Source organism: Polycladidibacter stylochi (assembly GCF_001562055.1).
Lineage (GTDB): Bacteria > Pseudomonadota > Alphaproteobacteria > Rhizobiales > Stappiaceae > Pseudovibrio > Pseudovibrio stylochi.
Map to the genome: position 1 here is coordinate 265581 of NZ_LLWE01000018.1, position 20149 is coordinate 285729.

At 49.0% G+C, this 20149-nt stretch carries 17 protein-coding genes; 8 read left to right on the plus strand and 9 right to left on the minus strand.

Annotation, left to right across the window (positions count from 1 at the left end; genetic code table 11):
- Positions 1–408: 408 nt before the first annotated feature.
- From AYK67_RS04495 to AYK67_RS04505, 3 genes are all read left to right on the plus strand, one after another.
- Positions 409–759: a hypothetical protein gene (locus tag AYK67_RS04495; protein WP_068082890.1), complete on the plus strand. Its 351-nt coding sequence runs from the start codon at positions 409–411 to the stop codon at positions 757–759.
- A gap of 36 nt (positions 760–795) precedes the next feature.
- Entirely contained in the window at positions 796–1146 is a 351-nt protein-coding gene (locus AYK67_RS04500) for a hypothetical protein (protein WP_068082894.1), read from the plus strand.
- A 254-nt stretch (positions 1147–1400) separates the two neighbouring features.
- Positions 1401–1919 carry an RDD family protein gene (locus AYK67_RS04505; RefSeq protein ID WP_162265078.1) on the plus strand — a complete coding sequence of 173 codons (519 nt, stop codon included), beginning with the start codon at positions 1401–1403 and terminating at the stop codon, positions 1917–1919.
- 99 nt (positions 1920–2018) lie between these two features.
- Here AYK67_RS04505 and gltA read toward each other — a convergent pair whose 3' ends face one another.
- Together gltA and gltX are read right to left on the minus strand one after the other, a co-directional pair.
- Positions 2019–3311, minus strand: a complete 1293-nt coding sequence (gene gltA / locus AYK67_RS04510; protein ID WP_068082899.1) for a citrate synthase — start codon at positions 3309–3311, stop codon at positions 2019–2021.
- Between the two features lie 232 nt (positions 3312–3543).
- Entirely contained in the window at positions 3544–4968 is a 1425-nt protein-coding gene (gene gltX, locus AYK67_RS04515) for a glutamate--tRNA ligase (RefSeq protein WP_068083256.1), read from the minus strand.
- 104 nt (positions 4969–5072) lie between these two features.
- Between gltX and AYK67_RS04520 the strand changes: the two genes are divergently transcribed.
- Entirely contained in the window at positions 5073–7919 is a 2847-nt protein-coding gene (locus tag AYK67_RS04520; protein ID WP_068082902.1) for a ComEC/Rec2 family competence protein, read from the plus strand.
- Here the strand turns inward: AYK67_RS04520 and lexA are convergent.
- Complete coding sequence (gene lexA, locus AYK67_RS04525; RefSeq protein WP_068082905.1) at positions 7815–8570, minus strand: transcriptional repressor LexA; 756 nt, start codon at positions 8568–8570, stop codon at positions 7815–7817. The genes AYK67_RS04520 and lexA overlap by 105 nt on opposite strands.
- A gap of 327 nt (positions 8571–8897) precedes the next feature.
- On the minus strand, positions 8898–9914 hold the full coding sequence (locus AYK67_RS04530; RefSeq protein WP_068082908.1) for an alpha/beta hydrolase: 1017 nt from the start codon (positions 9912–9914) through the stop codon (positions 8898–8900).
- Positions 9915–10044: 130 nt separating this feature from the next.
- Between AYK67_RS04530 and AYK67_RS04535 the strand changes: the two genes are divergently transcribed.
- The gene (locus tag AYK67_RS04535) at positions 10045–10470 is read left to right on the plus strand and encodes a MarR family winged helix-turn-helix transcriptional regulator (protein ID WP_206597493.1); all 426 of its coding nucleotides are present in this window, start codon (positions 10045–10047) and stop codon (positions 10468–10470) included.
- 129 nt (positions 10471–10599) lie between these two features.
- On the opposite strand, the gene AYK67_RS04540 is transcribed toward AYK67_RS04535, so the two are convergent.
- The 5 genes from AYK67_RS04540 to AYK67_RS04560 all read right to left on the minus strand — a co-directional run bounded on the left by AYK67_RS04540 (position 10600) and on the right by AYK67_RS04560 (position 16395).
- Entirely contained in the window at positions 10600–11808 is a 1209-nt protein-coding gene (locus AYK67_RS04540) for a molybdopterin molybdotransferase MoeA (protein ID WP_068083259.1), read from the minus strand.
- Positions 11809–12021: 213 nt separating this feature from the next.
- The gene (moaC, locus tag AYK67_RS04545) at positions 12022–12537 is read right to left on the minus strand and encodes a cyclic pyranopterin monophosphate synthase MoaC (protein ID WP_068082914.1); all 516 of its coding nucleotides are present in this window, start codon (positions 12535–12537) and stop codon (positions 12022–12024) included.
- Positions 12538–12597: 60 nt separating this feature from the next.
- Complete coding sequence (gene trpC / locus AYK67_RS04550; protein WP_068082916.1) at positions 12598–13389, minus strand: indole-3-glycerol phosphate synthase TrpC; 792 nt, start codon at positions 13387–13389, stop codon at positions 12598–12600.
- 36 nt (positions 13390–13425) lie between these two features.
- The gene (gene trpD / locus AYK67_RS04555; RefSeq protein WP_068082919.1) at positions 13426–14439 is read right to left on the minus strand and encodes an anthranilate phosphoribosyltransferase; all 1014 of its coding nucleotides are present in this window, start codon (positions 14437–14439) and stop codon (positions 13426–13428) included.
- Positions 14440–14502: 63 nt separating this feature from the next.
- A complete protein-coding gene (locus AYK67_RS04560; protein WP_068082922.1) occupies positions 14503–16395 on the minus strand; it encodes a peptidylprolyl isomerase in 1893 nt (630 codons plus the stop codon).
- Between the two features lie 495 nt (positions 16396–16890).
- Here AYK67_RS04560 and tpiA point away from each other — a divergent pair, with 495 nt between their 5' ends.
- The 3 genes from tpiA to AYK67_RS04575 all read left to right on the plus strand — a co-directional run bounded on the left by tpiA (position 16891) and on the right by AYK67_RS04575 (position 19879).
- Positions 16891–17637 (plus strand): triose-phosphate isomerase, encoded by a 747-nt coding sequence (gene tpiA, locus AYK67_RS04565; RefSeq protein ID WP_068082924.1) that lies wholly within the window; start codon positions 16891–16893, stop codon positions 17635–17637.
- A gap of 99 nt (positions 17638–17736) precedes the next feature.
- Positions 17737–18096: a preprotein translocase subunit SecG gene (secG, locus tag AYK67_RS04570; RefSeq protein WP_068082927.1), complete on the plus strand. Its 360-nt coding sequence runs from the start codon at positions 17737–17739 to the stop codon at positions 18094–18096.
- Positions 18097–18250: 154 nt separating this feature from the next.
- Positions 18251–19879, plus strand: a complete 1629-nt coding sequence (locus AYK67_RS04575) for a CTP synthase (RefSeq protein WP_068082929.1) — start codon at positions 18251–18253, stop codon at positions 19877–19879.
- Positions 19880–20149: the final 270 nt, after the last annotated feature.

Below are 20149 nucleotides of genomic sequence, written 5' to 3' on the forward strand. Positions count from 1 at the left end.
AATATTGTAGTTTTATTATAATAAATATATAAACTACTTTCTTTTTATAGTTGTGTTTGCCTTTTAATATGAAATCTATAGGATTACGTTGAGTTGATTCATGTTTGAGTGAGAGCATATTGAAATGAGACTTTCGGCACCTTCGTTTTTGGCATTCTTTATATCGTTTGTTTTGGCTGGCTTGGCCTTTTGTTCGTTTTACCTAAAAATGCCGCTTCCTGTCGTTAAGGGGAATGAGTTTTGGTGTTTGACCGGGGCTTGGGTGCTGATTAACCTAAGCGTATTGAAGAAGGGGTTATAAGCGTATCTCTTAACTAATATGAATTCGAATAGTTTTTCTGAGTATATTTGTTTTCGTAGGTGTCGGTTTTTTGATAAGTTGGAATTTATTAGTTTAAGAGATTTTGAATGGGCTACCGTGGTGATTATTTATTAATTAAGCAAAGTCCTGAGCGTATTGCTTCAGCGCTTGATTTAACCGTTTTGAATAAAGCTGAAAGTGTCCCGCATTCGGGCGCATGGATTGGCCGTCTTAAAAATGGCTGGACAGTTTTTGTTGTAGATCATGCGGTCACTTGTGATTTGCAGGAAAACGCGATTAGAGCGCTTTCCAAAGGTACTTGTGCAATAACGTGTTCGGTTAATGAAACAGTAATGAGTTCGCAAGCATCCGGTTATGTTGATGGTTTAACAAAATGGCAAATTACGAACACTTTAGATGCCGCTTGCGGAGAAGAGGCGCTTGAGGAGCAGGGCTAACTACCCAAAACTGCTGAGCAGGTTAAGAGAGAAATTTTGAAGGGTCGCCAAGAGGGAAATCTTGCGCTCGACCTCTTTGAATATCCAATTCGGGTAGTGGAGGCTGAAACCGGTTATTGTTATGATGGTCTTTATACAAATGCAGATTTTGATGAATTGATAGCTTTTCAAATAAATCACCTCTCTAGGGCTAAGTGGGTCTTACTATTAGGGTTTATTGTTGATCATCCTTTCATGTCGTTATTGGCTGGGCTTCTCGTTCTTGTACTTGGTGGTGTTTTGCTGGGAATTTTCATAGAGGCTGTGCTTGTGCCTGTTATTGATTATTTACTTGGTGATTGGGGCGATGTTTGCATTTCAAATTGTCAGGAAAATGCTGATAGTTGAGCGCTATTTAAAAGCAAAGACAATCGTACCTATAGATGACATAGTAATGGTTTTTTCATTTTTCTAATTATTCAAATATAGTAAGTTGCATATATGTATTATAATTATTTATATAAACCTTATGATTTTATTCTTTTTGCCATTTAATAATGCGAGTTTATGTTAAGTTGTTCTTGAAAATTACATTAAGAATTATATAAATACTAAAATTGTATTTAATGTTTATATGGGAAGAGTTAGTGGAGATTTTGATTATGACCAAGGAATTTGAATTCGCATCTAGTCCAGTTTTTATGGAAAAATTAAGTATTGAGCAGATGGGTAAAATATTGGAATCTGTACGCAGAAAGAGGTTTCTTGCCGGCTTAATAGATGAAGTGATTATTTTAACTATAAGTATACTTATAGGTTTTTTGAGCTTGGGAATAGGCCTGTTATTGTTTTTTCTTTTATATCCCGTCGTTGGGTTAATTTATTATGCCTTTACCTTAGGCGGGGATGCTTCGGCCACAGTCGGTATGCGGATTTTTAATATCAAATTAATACGCGTAGATGGGCGTGCAATGGATCCAGGATATGGAGCGGCATTTGCTGTTCTTTACTATCTTAGTATTAGTTTTTTAACGCCCTTCGTGCTCGTTGTTGGTCTGATTAGCAAATACAAGCGTTTTCTACATGATATTGTTTTAGGTACTATAGTAATCAATGCATCGTCTTACTCACTATTGAGAAAAAGCGATTTTCCTAGTGAGGGTATTAAAGAAGGGGCTTAGGTCTTTTATACTCTATTGATTAGGGCAATTTCATAATAAAAGGGCGGCTTATAGGCCGCCCTTGGTGTTTTGATCGTATCCAATAAAATAGAGAGTGGTTTAGCTGCGCTGGTCGATCGGAGTGTAATCGCGCTGTGCAGCACCGGTGTAGAGCTGACGTGGGCGACCGATACGCTGGGATGGATCTTCGATCATCTCTTTCCACTGGGCAATCCAACCTACTGTACGGGCCAGTGCGAACAGCACGGTGAACATGGTTGTCGGGAAGCCGAGGGCGCGCAGGGTAATACCGGAATAGAAATCGATATTCGGGTAGAGGCGCTTTTCGACGAAGTATTCGTCGGAAAGAGCGATACGCTCCAGTTCCATAGCCACGTCGAGCAGTGGGTCGTCTTTAATGCCCAGCTCGGCCAGCACTTCGTGCGTGGTTTTTTGCATGATGCGGGCGCGTGGATCGTAGTTTTTGTAGACGCGGTGACCAAAGCCCATGAGACGGAACGGGTCGTTCTTATCTTTTGCTTTGGCGATGTATTCGGGAATACGGTCTACAGAGCCGATCTCGGTGAGCATGTTCAGTGCAGCCTCGTTGGCACCGCCGTGGGCCGGGCCCCAAAGGCAGGCAATACCGGCAGCGATACAGGCAAACGGGTTGGCACCTGAAGAGCCTGCCAGACGCACTGTGGAAGTGGAGGCGTTTTGCTCGTGGTCGGCATGCAATGTGAAGATGCGGTCCATAGCGCGGGAGAGAACAGGATTTACCTTGTACTCGTCGCATGGCACAGCAAAGCACATGTGCAGGAAGTTGGAGGCGTAATCGAGATCGTTACGCGGATACACAAATGGCTGGCCCACATGGTATTTGTAGGTCATGGCTGCGATGGTTGGCAGCTTGGCGATCATGCGCAGTGATGCCACCATACGCTGATGCGGGTCGGTGATGTCGGTGCTATCGTGATAGAAAGCGGACATGGCACCTACAGTACCGGTCATGACAGCCATCGGGTGAGCGTCACGGCGGAAACCAGAGAAGAAACGGGTCATTTGCTCGTGCACCATGGTGTGGTGCGACACGCGGAAGTCAAAGTCTTCCTTTTGTGCGCGGGTTGGCAATTCGCCGTAGAGAAGTAGGTAACAAGTTTCTAAAAAGTCGCCGTGGTCGGCAAGTTGTTCAATTGGATAACCGCGATAGAGCAAAGTGCCCTCGTCGCCATCAATGTAGGTAATTTTAGATTCACATGATGCGGTGGAGGTGAAGCCGGGATCGTAGGTGAACATTCCCGTATCACGGTAGAGTGACCCGATGTCGATGACTTCTGGCCCAACTGACCCTTGACGTACGTTAAGGTCCCAGGTTTCATTCCCTAGTGTCAGTCTTGCTGATTTGTCGCTCATAAAGGCAACCCCCTCGTTTTAATTGTCCCCCCACACTTACCTGGCCTCAATTGTGTACCAATGAATACACCTTAAAATGAGACGGCTTCGCCCGGAGGAAGTGTTGTGACGCTTTGCTACATGATTTGACGAAATGTCGCAAGAGAAAGGGTTAACACAAGTTTGCGACAAGGGGACTTAACGCACGAAATCCGAGGGATTCCGTGCGTTAAGTTACATAGCATAAGTGGTGTTACGCACAAGCTTCTTTCAGGCGGGCAAGTGATTCGTCGCGCCCAAGGCCGATGAGAACATCATAAATACCCGGTGAGGTTGTTTTGCCTGTAAGGGCAGCGCGTAAGGGCTGCGCCACTTTGCCAAGCTTCAACTCCTGCTCATTTGCAAAAGTTTTGACAGTTGTTTCAGTGGCTTCCATTGTCCAGTCGTTGAGTGCTTCCAGCTTGGTTGTGAGGTTTGCCAAAATGGCCTTGGCTTCATCACTGAGCAGTTTTTCTGCCTTTGGCTCGAATGAAAGCGGGCGGGTGGCCCAAAGATAGGACGCGCCGTCTTTCAACTCGACCAGCGTTTTGGCGCGTTCTTTCAATGCTGCCATGGAATTGAGCAGCGTTGTTTCGTTTTCTGGTGTTGACAGCCATTGCAAAATAGGTGCGCCGTCTTCAATGGCGTTCAAGAAGACTTTGAAGTGCACGAGCAGTTCGGCATCATCGGTTGCACGCATATAGTGGCCGTTGGTGTTGGCCAGCTTTTGGAAGTCGAAGCGGGATGGGGATTTGCCACAGGCGTCAAAGTCGAACCATTCCAGCATTTGCTCGGTGGAGAAGATTTCATCGTCGCCGTGGCTCCAGCCCAAGCGTGCAAGGTAGTTGCGCATGGCGGCAGGCAGGTAGCCCATGGCACGGTAGGCTTCGGCACCGGTTGCGCCGTGGCGCTTGGAGAGCTTGGCACCATCCGGTCCGTGAATGAGCGGGATATGGGCCATTTGCGGTACATCCCAGCTCATGGCTTGATAAATCAACGCCTGACGGGCGGCATTGGTGAGGTGGTCATCACCGCGAATGATATGGGTGACGCCCATGTCGTGATCGTCTACCACCACGGCGAGCATATATGTCGGGGTGCCATCAGAGCGCAGCAGTACCAGATCGTCGAGATCTTTATTGGGGAACTTAATGGTGCCCTGAACCTGATCGTTGATGACTGTTTCGCCTTCTTGCGGTGCTTTTAAGCGCACGGCTGGGGAAACACCTTCAGGCGCTTCGGAGGCGTCGCGGTTGCGCCAACGGCCATCGTAGCGCGGCGGGCGGCCTTCGGCGCGGGCCAATTCGCGCATTTCGGTTAGCTCTTGCGGGGTGGCGTAGCAGTAATAGGCTTTGCCAGCGGCGACCAGCTGCTCTGCCACTTCCTTGTGACGATCTGCGCGGGCAAATTGGGAAATCGGTTCGCCTTCCCAGTCCAGTCCCATCCATGTGAGGCCATCAATCAGGGCATCTACCGCTTCCTGGGTAGAGCGGGCGCGGTCGGTGTCTTCAATACGCAGCAACATTTTGCCGCCGCGCCCTTTGGCATAAAGCCAGCTGTAAAGGGCTGTACGGGCACCGCCGATGTGCAGGTAACCGGTTGGGGAGGGCGCAAAGCGGGTAATGACTGTATCGCTCATGGCTTTTTGGCAATCTTTCTTATGGTGAACCTTGAAATACGGCGGAGGCCGTTTGTCTTGCTGGTGTGTAACATAGTGGCAGGCAAGCCCCAAGGGTTGTGAGCGTGGAGAGCAGAAATAAACCACATAAAGGCACAAAGAGCACTGAGAGCCAGAATGAATGGCTGCCAGATAATACAAATACGCCCATTGATGGACGCCCGGCACAGACTTTAAAAAATGAAAGCCCTCATCATCGTCCTGTTCCGCAATCTTTTGGGTACTCCTACGAGGAGCAAGGCTTAGGTGCACCTCTTCATGCGGGCCTTTTTCAAGCTCAACATTTTTCTGTTCGTCAAAAACTATTCGCTTTTTTTCAAAATGCCATTGCAGATTATTCGCAAAGCTTGCTGCGTGGTTTTGGTCCGGTTTACTTTGCCTGTGGCTTTGCTTTTGGCATTTGGGTTTATTTTTCGCTTGCTTTTGAGCCTGCGCATACTGTGTTGTGGCTGGTTTTGTTTGGCGCTCTTTGCGGTTTGTATCTGCTTTACACTGGCAAGTTTGGTCGGATTAATGCGGTGCTTTTCAGCCTGCTGGTTGCTATGGGCGGCGGGTTTGCGATTGCCGGTTTGCAGGTACATTTTGTGCAAAGTGATCGTCTTATTCGTATGCAATCGCTGCATATCGAGGCCGTTGTTGAAGCGGTGCGGGCCGGCTCTGGAGAACGCGTGCATTTAACGCTGTCAGCCCCCAAGAACATAGGAAGGGACAAGGGGTCTTGTGTTCAAGGTGGGCTTAAACAGGCAGAACCTAACGGGCATAGTAGGCGTTTAAGCGCTACGTGTTTGCAGAAAATCGAAGTTTCTTTAAGCGAAAAACTGCTTGCCAAAAGTGATTGGTTTGCGCGGCAAAAAAACGGGGTTACGCAGCTGTTGGGGCGAAAGCTGATTTTTCGCGTTATGTTGTTTCCCCTTGGCGGCGCTCGGGTACCGCAGGGCTATGATTATGCATGGCACGCCTATTTTCGCGGTGTTGGTGCATCGGGGTATGTGGTGGCTCCGCCTCAATTGCCTGATGCTCTGGATGAGCCTTCAGGCTCTTTGGGATCTTGGCAGCACGTGGGGCAAAATTTGCAAGGTCGGCTGATCATACTGCGCCATGATTTACATGAGCGTATATTGCGGTGGGGGGCATTTTACCAGCAAGAGCAGGCCGCAGGCTTTGCCTCGGCCTTGCTTACCGGTTTGCGTCAGGATTTGGGTGAGGGCGATGTTTCGGCGCTGCGCCATGCGGGATTGGCGCATATTTTAGCAATATCTGGGTTGCATATGGGGTTGGTGTGGGGCGGTTTCTGGTTACTGTTGCGGTTTTTTTCGCTTTTATTGCACCTTTCCAACGTGGCACGGTTTAACCTAGGCTGGTTAGGGCTATGGGCATTGGCGGGGTGTTTTGTCTATCTACTCGTGAGCGGCGGTGCTGTGGCCAGCATACGGGCGTTCTTGATGATTTCCCTCTTGGTTCTTGGGAGCTTTTTTGGGCGGCGCTATAATGGCTTACGTGCTCTTGCCTTTATATTTATCGGGCTTTTAATTGTCGGGCCTGAGGATATCTTCGCCCCAGGTTTTTTGATGTCGTTTCTGGCAGTACTGGCGCTTTTAAGCACGTACGAGCAGTTTTCACGTCGTACGGCCTCCTCCCATTTTAGCAACATGCAATATCACTGGTTTTGGCAGCGTCTTATTACTGGCTTGCGCTCTTATGGTATGTGGCTGCTTATGGCGGCGAGTACATCTTTAATCGCTGGCATTGCAACACTTGGTGTATCGCTGTTTTATTTTTCGCAAATTGCCCCGCTAGGATTATTGGGAAACTTGCTGGCAATGCCGCTTTTATGTTTTGTGATTATGCCAGCGGGACTGGTGAGTTTTTTGTTCATGCCGTTGGGGCTTGAAGGGCCGATACTTGCTTTGATGTTTGCAGGGCTTAAGGTTGTTTTGGATATTGCCCATTGGCTCAGCGCTTTTGCACTTGATGGTGAAGGGCATTTTTATTTCAGCAAACAAATGTTTGGTTGTAGCCTGTTGTTATTAGCGGGTCTTTGTGTGTTGCCGGGGCGTGTTAAAGTTGTTGCGTTATTGCCCGCTGTTGCCTTGCTATATTTGCTGGCGCAGCAAAAGGCACCAGACTTGGTGATTGGCGCAAGTGGCCGGCATTTTGCATTTTACAACTCAAATGGGCAGATTGTGGTTGAAGCGTCACGCGGCAGTTTTCAAACTGATAACCTGTTTCAGGCAATGGGCTTTTTACGTCAGGCGCATATGGGGGCGCGGGGATACCCGCGGGGGCGAGATTTTAAGGGGTTTCAAGCAGGTGAGATGCATAAAAGCTGTGATGCGCTGGGCTGTATCTATAAGGTTTATCCTGCTCGCAATGAACGCAATAGCCGTGAGGAAGAAAAAGCAGCCTTGGTGATGGGACAAGCTTTGGTCGACGAGGCGGCTGTGACAAAGGGAAAAGTAGCAAAAGGGAAAGGTATTCAACGACCTAAGGATTTTTTGTATGTTGCGCATGTGAAGCGCGGGGAAGCTTTTGAACGTGATTGCCAAGTGGCAGATATCATCATAAGCCAATTGCAGGCACCGGTTTCTTGCCAAAGCCCGCTGGTTCTGGATGGTGAAAACTTAATGGCCAAGGGGGGCGCGAAAGTCTGGTTCTCATTTAATCGAGTGCAAGGCCCTATTGCTCTAAGTCGCACTCATGACTTAGAGGGGAACGTAAATAATAGGAAATTAGAAATAGTGAAAATCACCCGTTCCTATGAAGGGCAGCGGATGTTTCACCCGCCCAAAGCACAGTGGTATGAGGCACTAATAGCGGCGGAACAGGGCGACCATTTTGCCTTGTACCGAGACCCTGTCTGGCCCGAAGATGCGGGTTTCGTAGGCGGGGTTGGCCGCTTCGAGCGCAACTGAATCGCCTTTTTTGCGCAGGCGTTTTAATGTGGCTTCTTCGCCATCAACAATTGCTACGACAATTTCGCCATTTTCGGCCACAGCACATTTACGCACCAAAACCGTATCGCCATCCAAAATACCGGCATCAACCATGGAATCGCCTTTGACCTCAAGGGCGTAGTGTTCACCGCGACCCAGCATATCTGCAGGCATGGCAACTGAATGGCTTTTATGCTGAATGGCTTCAATTGGTACGCCGGCAGCGATACGCCCCATAACCGGTATTTCCAGTGTAGGGACATGGTCTGCGTGGTTATCCGTGGAAGCGGGAGTGGGATTGCGGTTGGGTGCTGATTTGCTGCGCACCGATTTGGCAAGAGAGCCCTCAATAACTTCGGGGGCAAAACCGCTGTTTTTTTGTGCTTCTAGCGTTTTGCTCGAATTGGCAAGGGCGGCTTCGGGCATTTTTAGGATTTCAAGCGCTCTTGCGCGGTTGGGAAGGCGGCGAATGAAACCGCGTTCTTCTAGCGCGGTAATAAGGCGGTGAATGCCTGATTTGGATTTTAAATCCAGTGCTGATTTCATTTCGTCAAACGAGGGCGGGATACCTTGCTGTTGCAAACGCGAATGGATGAACATTAGCAGCTCATGTTGTTTCGGCGTTAGCATGGTAGCCCCCATTAAACGTAAAGTGGTTGCCAAGAAAACTGGCTGTCACACTCAAAATAAAATCTTACCCTCATAATTTATGGGGGCTTATGTACTGTTTGTGTTTGTAGCCGCTGAAATAGCTTATGTATGGTACAAATCACGAACATAGGTTACATGTTCCACATGTGTTCTGCAACCTTAAAAACACATAGGTCTGTTAAAAACACTGATAACGCTAGGATATGATGTTTCAGGTGTGTTTAAAATGACTTAGGTACATTTTGAGAATAGTCATCAGCAAGTTGTAGGGCGACCGGGTGATGCCCGGCCGCTTATCAATCAATTTCATTTCGAAAAGGCTTTTTTTAATTCCGTTGCAGCTTGTGAAATTGCGGAGCTTGCAGCAGGCGTTTTTGCCAATGCATTTAGCATAACGAAGTCATGAATTGTGCCGTTGTAGCGTGTTGAGGTAACTTGAACACCTGCATTGGCTAGCTTGCGGGCATATGCTTCACCTTCATCACGTAACAAATCATTTTCTGCAACAATTATGGTTGCGCTTGGTAAGCCTTGTAACTGTTCATCAGTTGCCAAAAGCGGAAAGGCCAAAACCTCGTTGCGACGATCCTCTGGGTAATTGGCTTTCAAAAAGTACTCCATTGCTTTTTTAGTTAGGAAGGGGCCTTCACCAAATTTGGTATAGGATTCGTTTTCCGAGATGTCTGAGGTAACCGGATAGAAGAGGAGTTGATGCTTGATTGTTGGCCCTTTTCGCTCTTTTGCCATAAGTGTGATTGCGGCAGCCATGTTTCCGCCTGCACTGTCGCCTGCGACGGCAATTTTGGTGCTATCAAGGCCAAAGTTGTGGCCATGCTTGGAAACGTATTCCAGAGCTGCATAAGCCTGTTCGTTATTGTCAGGATATTTAAGCTCGGGTGCATTCTCGTATTCTACAAAAACTACTGCGGCACCAGTTTGTGCGGATAACTCTTGAATTAGGTTATCATGGGTATTTCTATTGCCCATAACCCAGCCACCACCGTGAAGGTAGAGAATTACAGGTAGTTTTCCCGAGGCATTTTGTGGGCGAATAATTCTAATGGCCACATTTCCAGTTGGTCCAACAGGGAAAGACGTATCTTGGATCGATGTCTTGGCTGTTGCGATTTTCTCTTGTTGAACACTATCAAGAACGCTGCGAGCGTCTTCGTAGGACAGCGTGTAAAGCGGGGTGGCCTTATGTGCAGCCTCAATAAATAACTGAGTTTCTTTTTCTAGGGTTGGTGCGGCCAATGCGGCACTGGCTAAAAATGGTAATCCTAAAAGAAATGCGGTTTTCATTTTCTTCTCCTGTGTTGCGATAATTGTTATCGCGATAATTAACGTGAGGAAATATCTGTTATAAATTTAATCTTGTCAAGATAATAATTATCGCGATATAAGTATGAGGTAAAAGGTGAATTAAAACAATGTCATGGCGAAAGGGGTTCTGATGCTTTCATTAGATGATCACTTGTGTTTGGGAATTTATGCTGCAAACTTAGCGATACAACGCAAATACAAACCCATGCTCGACGAGATGGGGATCACTTACCCTCAGTATTTGGTTTTGAATTTGTTGTGGGGGCAGGACAGGCAAAGTGTGTCGCAACTCGCGAAACAGTTAGAGCTGGAAGCCAGCACACTAACGCCTTTGCTTAAACGATTGGAGGTCGCTGGCTTTGTTGAGCGGCTTCGAAACCCAAATAACGAGCGACAAGTATTAATAGTAGTTTGTGAGAAGGGAAAAGCATTAAAGGGAAAAGCGAGTTGTATACCTGAGAACTTAAGGCAATCATCAAAAATGAAAGATGATGAACTGCTTGATCTGAACAGGAAGTTACGAGAACTTAAGAATAATATATACGCCGATATTTAAATAATAATTGAAGATAAGCGTATGGTAATGAGAGATGTTTGGAAATATTCAATGAAGAAGTTGCTGTAACTTCTTCATTGATCTATGTAAGTTTTCGATAACTGCGGTGTTGTATTACGGTTTTATAACCTATTCGCTCAATCGCAGGGCACTATGCCACTCACCTGCTTTAGCTTGTGGGGCAAAGGGGGGGCGAATGATTAGGGCATGGGCCTGTGAAAATACCGAGAGCACCGAAGAATCCTGATTGTCAAAAGGTTCGGCGCACAGCTCGCCCTGCACGTTGGTGTGTAGCGCGGCGCGCATGTAATCCTGCCGCTGGTCGTTTGCCTTGATAGGTTTGGTGAGTTTCACCGCAACCTCTGTTTGTTGCGGGCTGGTGTTGCCAGACATTTTGGCAAGTAGAGGGCGCATGAAAAGTAGCGCGCACACCAATGCCGAAACCGGATTGCCGGGGAGGCCCAGCACCTGCATAGGACCAATATTTCCTGCCATGAGCGGTTTACCCGGACGCATAGCGATGCGCCAAAAATCGAGCTGCATGCCCTGTTCGCCCAATACTGATTGAATGTGGTCGTGGTCGCCTACGGATGCGCCGCCCAGTGTTACGAGTAAATCGGCATTGGCGCGCATGGCTTGCTTCACTTTTTCCGTGATGTCTTGCTTATCATCGCGGGCAATGCCCAGCATGAGCACATCGGCCCCCATATTACGGGCCAGTTCGGCCACACCTACCTGATTGGAGGCGATGATCTGATTGGGTCCGGGTTCTTGTCCCGGTTCAACCAGTTCGTCGCCATTGGCAAGGATCGCCACAAGGGGCTTTTTGTAGACTGGGACTTGTGCGATGTTCATGGCTGCGAGCAGGGAAAGTTGGCGAAAACCGAGCTTGTCACCAGCACTCAACAGCACTTCATCTTTCTTGAAGTCAAGGCCAGCAGGGCGAATAAACTTACTCTGTGGGACTGTTTCATTGACGGTGAGGGTGCTGCCATTGCGGCTGGCATTTTCTTGAATCAAAATGGCATCGGCACCGGCTGGCACGGGGGCACCGGTGAAAATGCGCAGCGCCTGACCGCGTTGTAGCTGTCCGTCAAAGTTATGGCCTGCCGCCGCCTCGCCAACCACTTCCAGCATAGCACCTTGTGTGCAATCGGCCGCGATGACCGCATAGCCATCCATAGCAGAAGCGCTAAAGGGGGGCTGGGTGCGGGTAGCGGCCATATCCTTGGCTAAAATCCGTTCGCCGCCACTTGCTAAAGGCACTGTTTGCGTTGGCATGGTGGCCACATTTTGCAAGAGGCGTTGGTGGGCTTCTTCAATGCTGATCAAAGTCATGCTAGTGCCTTTAGTTTTATGGGCAGATAGAAATAGTTGGAGGAACGAGTAAAGCAGTTTGCTTTTCATAGAAGCGCTCAAACTGCTTTAACCTTTTATTTTAACGCGTATTCCTATCCGAAAACCGCTAGGCGCTTATCGGGAATACGCTTTTTTGTGGCGCGTATTCTTATCCGAAAACCGCTAGGCACTTTTCGGGAATACGCTCTAGCTTTAAAGGTCACGCTCGGCCAAAAAATGGCCGGATTTGCCGCCTGCTTTTTCCAGCAGCTTGATATCTTCCATTATCATCGAGCGGTCAACGGCTTTTGCCATGTCGTAGATGGTCAGGCAGGCAACAGAGGCCGCGGTGAGAGCCTCCATTTCAATGCCGGTCTGGCCAGTGACTTTGGCCATCACTTCAACCTCAATACCCGGTAAATCGGGTAGGGGAGTGAAATCCACTGTCACTTTTGAAAGGGGCAACGGGTGGCAAAGGGGGATCAGCTCATGGGTACGTTTGGCGGCCATTATGGCTGCAATGCGGGCGGTGGCAAGGACATCGCCCTTTTTCGCGTTGCCGGAAAGAATGAGATCCAGTGTTGCTTTTTGCATGCGCACACGGCCACCGGCTCTGGCAATGCGTGAGGTGTGAGCCTTTTGCGAGACATCCACCATATGGGCCGCGCCGGTTTCATCCAAATGGGTCAGGTTGTCGGCGAGCGGGGCTTGCTTGTTTTCTTGGCACATGTGATTGCTCTAATCTATTCTATTTATCGCTACATAAAGACTACATAAAGTTCTTGCAGGTTATTTGGCAAGCAGATTTCGGGTGGCCGTTTCAACATCCTCTTGGCGCATCAAACTCTCACCGATCAAGAATGTTTCAATATTCACAGCGGCCATTTGAGCCAAGTCTTGCGGTGTAAATAGCCCAGATTCGCCAACTATTATGCGCTCCTGCGGGATCATGGGTGCAAGGCGTTTGCTGGTTTCCAGCGAAGTTTCGAATGTTTTTAAATTGCGGTTGTTGATGCCGACAAGAGGTGAGTTGAGCTTAAGCGCCCGTTCCAGCTCTTCTTCGTTATGCACTTCGAGCAGTACATCCATACCAAGCGCTATGGCGGTGTCTTCCAGATCCTTGGCTGTCGCGTCATCAACAGCGGCCAAGATAATCAAGATGCAATCGGCTCCCCATGCGCGGGCTTCCAGCACTTGATAGGGGTCATAGAGGAAATCTTTGCGCAGAACGGGAATTTTTACTGCGCTACGCGCTGCTACCAAGTATTCCGGTGCCCCTTGAAATGAGGGGCCATCGGTGAGAACGGAAAGGCAGGCGGCGCCGCCATCTTCATAGGCTTTTGCCAAGAGGGGCGGGTTGAAGTCTTCTCGGATCAAACCTTTAGAAGGGCTGGCCTTTTTTACTTCTGCAATGAGGGCATAGGCGCCTTCTTGATGTTTTTTGCGCAAGGCGGCGGCAAAGCCGCGTGGCAAGGTGGCCGCTTCTGCCTGTGCACGCAAGCTGGTAAGGGGGACATTTGCCTTGGCAGTTGCTATTTCCTCGCGTTTATATGCTTCGATTTTTTTTAGAATATCGGCCATGATTTATTGATCTGCTGTTCTCTTGCGCTGCTATGCTTAAGTGTTGGAGACTTCAACCAGTTTATTGAGGTGCTGCAATGCACTGCCGTTATCGATTGAATCGGCTGCTACCGCCACACCATCTTTCAAGGTTGGTACTTCATCGGCAACAATAAGGCTTGCGGCGGCGTTGAGCAAAACAATGTCACGGTATGCATTGCGCTCGCCTTCCAGTACAGCTCGTAGGGCCGCGGCATTTTCCTCTGGTAAGCCACCCTTTAAATCTTGCGGGTCGGCTTGTGGCAGGCCAGCATCTTGTGGCGAAATGGTGAAGGTTTTAATGGTGCCACCACGTAATTCGGCCACTTGGGTTGGTCCTGTTGTGGTGATTTCGTCCAGTCCATCGCTACCATGAACCACCCAGGCCCGCTCAGTGCCGAGCTGGTTTAAGGTCTGTGCGAGTGGTACCACCCATTGTGGGGCGAATACACCAGTCATTTGCTGTTTTACGCCGGCCGGGTTGGCAAGTGGTCCAAGTAAGTTGAAAATGGTTCTGGTACCCAGTTCCATACGGGCGGGGCCCACATGTTTCATGGCGCTGTGGTGGTTGGGTGCAAACATAAAGCCAATGCCGGCTTGTTTGATACAATTGGATATCTGGTCGGCGGTACAATCGAGGTTGATTCCCAATTGTGCCAAGGCCTCGGCTGAGCCGGATTTTGAGGAGAGCGAGCGGTTGCCGTGTTTGGCAACGGGCAAGCCACAACCAGCGACCACAAAAGCGGTGCAGGTTGAGATGTTGTAGGTACCGGAAGAATCGCCGCCAGTGCCGACAATATCAATGGCGTTTTCGGGTGCATCCACACGCAGCATTTTGGCGCGCATGGTGTCCACAGCAGCTGAGATTTCGTCAATGGTCTCGCCGCGAATACGAAGACCCATCAAGAAACCGCCGATCTGTGCCGGAGTTGCTTCGCCTGACATAATGATTTCAAAGGCTTCGCGTGCTTGTTCGCGGTTGAGATTGTGCCCATTGGCAATCGTGTCAATGTGACTTTTAAGTGTGGACATGGTTTTGGCTCCCCGCGATACAAAAACTACCCCGCCATAACAGGCGGAGTAGTGCGTTTTTACTTACTGAGTATTGCCCAGACCTGAGACGCGGGCCAAATTTGCCTGATTGATGGTCACACCAACACGTTTTTGGATTTCACCCACATAGAGATTACCCATGGAGCCTTCCAGTTGGCGGCTGATTTCTGCTTTGAGTGGTGCATTCTCTTTCGCATTTGCGACAAACGGGGCAATGGTCTCACTGACTGCATTGATCAGCAGGCGCGAGCCATTATTGCCATTTACCTGTGCAAACAGGCCGGTTGGGCCCGAGAAAGCCGCGGCCACAGCTTCTTGGGTCAAGTCACCCTTTGGCTGTTCACGGGTGACATCCTTTAGTGTTTGAACCGTAAGGTTTTGCTCTTTGGCAATTTGCGCCAGAGAAGTGCCGGCATCGAGTTTTTTCAATAACTCTTCGGCCTGTTTGGCGAGAAGTTCAGCGCGGCGCTTTTTCATGAAGTCGGCGGTTACTTTGCTATGGACTTCATCAAGGCTGCGATCTCTGGCGGGCTCTACCTTGGTGAGCTCATACCAAATAAAGCCGTTATTGCCGGTTTCTACTGGGTCGTTTTCGCTATCAAGTTCACTGTCAAAAGTAGCTTTAATAAGCTTGCCCTGTTCTGGCAGCTTGACAGTCTTTTCTTCTTTGGTGTTACCCGTGTTGTCGAAAAGAGCAGATTGAGTGATCGCCAGGCTAAAGCGTTTGGCGACTTCATCTAAAGTACTGCCACCAGCGCGGGCATCTTCAATTTCGTTATAGATGGCGTCGATTTCACTGGCGGCTTCTGCGGCTGCCAGCTGTTGGCGCAACTCTTTCGCAACATCTTCATAGGGAATTGCTTGCTCTGGATTGATGGCTGCAACATTGATGATGGCCGTGGTGAACGTGCCTTCTATTATCTCACTGGATTGGCCTTGCTTAAGGCTAAATGCAGCATCGGCAACGGCTTTATCAATAAAGTCGCTTTTTTTCATCATACCAAGATCGATATCTTTCAGGGTATGGCCTTGCTCTTTTACAACTTGCGTAAACGGGGTGCCTGCCTTTAGCTGCTCTTCTGCTGCTTGCGCTGCATCTTTGCTGGCAAAGGAGAGTTGGTATACTTGGCGGCGCTCTTCTTGAACTCTGCTGTCCTTTGTGCGCTCGTATTCGGCTTTAACGTCTTCTTCGTTGATATCTTCTGGCTTTGCCAAGGTGCTGGCGGTTAGCTCCAAATATTTGACGGAGCGGTATTCAGGGGCGCGGTAGCTGGCCAGATTATCCTTAAAGTAGGTTTGCAGCTCTTCATCGCTCGGCGCTTTAACAAAAGGCAATGTTTCGGGCGTTAGTACCAGATAATCAATGGTACGGGCCTGGGCGCGGTATGTGTGCATGGCTTTTACCAGCATTTGTGGCGGAGTGAAGCCGCCAAGCAGTGCTGCGACCAGCTGCTGGCGTTGTGCTACGTCCATTTGCTCACTGACGAAGCGGTCTTCTGTCATGTTGTTGGCGTAGAGCACTTGCTGCATGCGTGAGCGGTCAAATTTGCCGTTTAGCCCTTGGAACATCGGGTTTTCGTGAATGGTTTTAACGATCGCAGCATCAGAAACGCCCACTTTAAGCTGGGCTGCCTCATCGTTGAGAGCTGCATCTGTGACCAGTGTGGACAATACGCGCTGTGGAATGCCGAAAGCTGCGCCCTGTTGCGGGGTCAGTGGCTGGCCAATCTGGCGGGAGAGTGTTTCCAGCTGGCGCTGGTACTCCTGCTGGAACTGGGTGGCAGAGATTTCTGTCTTACCAACTTTGGCGACAGCGTTGGATCCCAGTCCGGTAAATACATCGGCAATGCCCCACACGGCAAAGCTTAAAACAAGCAGTCCAATAAGAATCTTGGCAGCCCATGATCCGGCGCCTTGGCGCAGCGCGTCCAGCATATTAAATATCCGTTTCTCTTGGTTGATATGGCAAGAACCTGCCTGCCATATACAATAAAAAGCTGGCAGATCATAATGAGCCAGCGCTTCTAGGGCAAGCTAATGTCGGCTTGTGTGGGTAACCATCCTCATTTGTTTTGGATAGTCGTTGCCTTCACGCGGTCAAGTGGGCCTGAAAGCGAGGCTGGAGTTGTGAAAAATAGCGCTTGGTGTAAAGGTTTGCAGGTCAAAGCGCCACAAGAGATGTTTGGTCGCATTGTTTTCACGTTGTTGTGTTCTTAATCAACCATAGGTGAAAGATGTAATACCTTTCAACGGCTCGTTCATGAGTGTTGCATGCTATGGCGGTCCTTTGCTATGGGGCTAGTAGAGCAGCGTTGAGCGGGCGGTTTTGGCCAGTGAAGACGGCTGCTTTGGAGCCGGTTTTCTATTTGATAGATCTTGTATCATTTGGGAGCCGGGCAATTTGAAACTGACAACTGGGAGCATGATCCTATGACAATTCGTCCGCTTGTTGCTGGCAACTGGAAAATGAATGGCCTGAAAGCCGCGCTAGAAGAGTTGAAGGCAATGGATGCAGGTTACACTGCTGAATTGAAAGACAAGGTTGAGCTGCTCATTTGTCCTTCTGCTATGTTGGTTGCACAGGCCGCTGATACGGCAAGTTTTGCTATTGGTGCACAAGACTGTCATGCCGCTGCTTCTGGTGCGCATACCGGTGATGTTGCTGCAGAAATGGTTAAGGATGCTGGGGCTTCCTACGTGATTTTGGGGCACTCCGAGCGCCGCACCGACCATGGTGAGAGTGATGCGGAAGTGCGGGCAAAAACCGAAGCTGCATGGCGTGCTGGCTTGGTTGCTGTTGTTTGCGTTGGCGAAGTGGAAGCTGAACGTAAAGCCGGTAAAGCTGTGGATGTTGTCGCGCAACAACTTGCTGATTCTCTGCCTGATGGTGTGAGCGCTGAAAATACTGTTGTGGCCTATGAACCTGTATGGGCAATCGGCACCGGTTTGACACCAACCGCACAGGATGTGGAAGAAATCCACACTGCTGCGCGTGAGCGTCTTGTGGCGCGTTTTGGTGCTGAAGGTGAAAAAATCCGCATTCTTTATGGTGGTTCTGTGAAGCCTGCCAATGCAAAAGAGCTGCTTTCTGTTGCGAATGTGAATGGTGCGCTTGTGGGTGGTGCCAGCCTGAAGGCAACCGATTTCCTTGGTATTGCCCAGAGCTATTTGGGTTAAAAAGCGCCAATTTACCAATTTGCTGTTGTTTGAGGGTAGAATTGCGGGAAAATTTCCGCTAGAAAGCGCTGAAATCAACTTTAATACCTACGGATACCTATGGAAACCGTTCTAATTGTAATTCACCTGTTGGTCGTGCTTGGCATGATTGTTCTGGTGCTGCTTCAACGTTCTGAAGGCGGCGCGCTGGGTATGGGCGGCGGCGGTGGTGGTTTGATGACCAGCCGTGGCACTGCCAATGTTTTAACACGTGGTACGGCAATACTGGCTGCAATCTTTTTTGTGACCTCGTTGAGCCTCACCTTGTTGCATCGCTGGGATAACCGTCCTGCTGATCTGCTGGATAATATTCCTGCCGCGAGTGAAACAACTGGCGAAGGCGAAGATGCCAAGGGTCTGCTGGATGCTTTGAAAAAGCAGAGCACACCAGAAGGTCCACAGGTTCCTGCGGCACAATAGAGTGGTCCGCAAGGTCCGTTTCCTATGATTTTCCGCAGTTTGCGGGATCTATAAAATTCATGGGCACCGTGGTTTTTATCACGGTGCCTGTAATTTTGCGTTTAATGACAATAAGAGCTGACAAGCTCGTTAACAAGCAAATCGGTAGTGATCCATGGCGCGGTATATCTTTATCACCGGTGGTGTTGTCTCTTCCCTTGGTAAGGGATTGGCATCCGCCGCTCTCGGCGCAGCCTTACAGGCGCGCGGCTACAAGGTTCGTCTTCGAAAGTTGGATCCCTATTTGAATGTCGATCCGGGTACCATGTCTCCCTATCAACACGGGGAGTGTTATGTCACCGATGACGGTGCGGAAACCGACCTTGATCTTGGCCACTATGAACGCTTTACAGGGCGGGCGGCCAACAAGCAGGATAACATTACAACGGGACGAATTTATCAGGAAATCATTGCCAAGGAACGGCGTGGTGATTACCTGGGCGGTACTGTGCAGGTTATTCCGCATGTAACTGATGCCATTAAGAATTTTATTCTTGATGGTAATGAGGATTTTGACTTTGTGCTTTGTGAAATTGGCGGAACTGTAGGTGATATTGAAGGCCTACCTTTCTTTGAAGCTATTCGCCAATTGGGTAACGAATTGCCACGTGGGCAGGCTGTTTACATTCACCTGACCTTGTTGCCTTATATTGCCAGCGCAGGCGAGATGAAAACCAAGCCAACGCAGCACTCGGTGAAAGAGTTGCGTTCTATTGGTATTCAGCCAGACATTTTGATGGTGCGCTGTGATCGGCAAATACCCGAGAACGAGCGCCGCAAGTTATCGCAGTTTTGTAATGTGCGTCCAGAAGCTGTTATTCCGGCGTATGATGCCAAGAGTATTTATGAAGTGCCGTTGGCCTACCATAAAGAGGGGCTTGATACCCAGGTGCTGGATGCATTCGGTATTACCGGTGCGCCTTCTGCCGACCTTTCTCGCTGGCAGCAATTGGTGGAAACACTTTCCAACCCTGAGGGCGAAGTTACGATTGCGATTGTTGGTAAGTACACCGTTTTGAAAGATGCCTATAAATCGCTTATTGAAGCACTGGTACATGGCGGTATTGCCAATAAGGTGAAAGTCAATCTTGAGTGGATTGAGTCGGAAGTTTTTGAAGAAAAAGACCCGGCAAGTCTGCTTGAGAATGTGAACGGTATTCTGGTTCCTGGCGGCTTTGGCGAGCGCGGGGCGGAAGGTAAAATTGCAGCGGCGCAATACGCACGCGAAAACAAAATCCCTTATTTTGGTATTTGCTTCGGTATGCAAATGGCCGTGCTGGAAGCGGCACGCAACCTTGCGGGTATGCGAAGTGCAAACTCTTCTGAGTTTAGCGGCGAAGGTGAGCCGGTTGTTGGCTTGATGACCGAGTGGAGCAAGGATGGCGAGAAAGAAACACGCCATAGCGAGAGTGACCTTGGCGGTACTATGCGCCTTGGGGCTTATGAAGCCAAGCTGAAAGCGGGCTCCAAAATCGCTGATATTTATGGAAGTGAAACGATTTTTGAGCGCCACCGCCACCGCTATGAGGTTAATATCGCCTATAAGGATAAGCTGGAGGCCGTGGGCTTACAGTTTGCCGGTACTTCGCCTGATGGTGTGTTGCCAGAAACTGTCGAAATTGCAGATCACCCGTGGTATGTGGGGGTTCAGTATCATCCTGAGCTCAAGTCACGGCCGCTTGAACCGCATCCGCTATTTTCTTCATTTATTGCCGCGGCTATGGATAATAGCCGTTTGGTATAAGGGGACTAAAATAGCGGGTCTTTCATCGCGAAGGCTCTACAGTTTATCTCTGTAAATTTTAAAGGGGCCTTGTGCCCCTTTTTGCATTACTACGCTATTAATGCAGTTTGCTATTTCATCGAGGCGCTCAAACTGCTTTAGTCTATTATTTTGACGCGTATTCTAACCTGAAAACTGCTGGCGCTTTTCTAGAATACGCTCTAACGAAGTGATGATTTGGGATTAAGAAATCTTTAAATAAATTGAATCAAATAATCTACTTTAGTTATT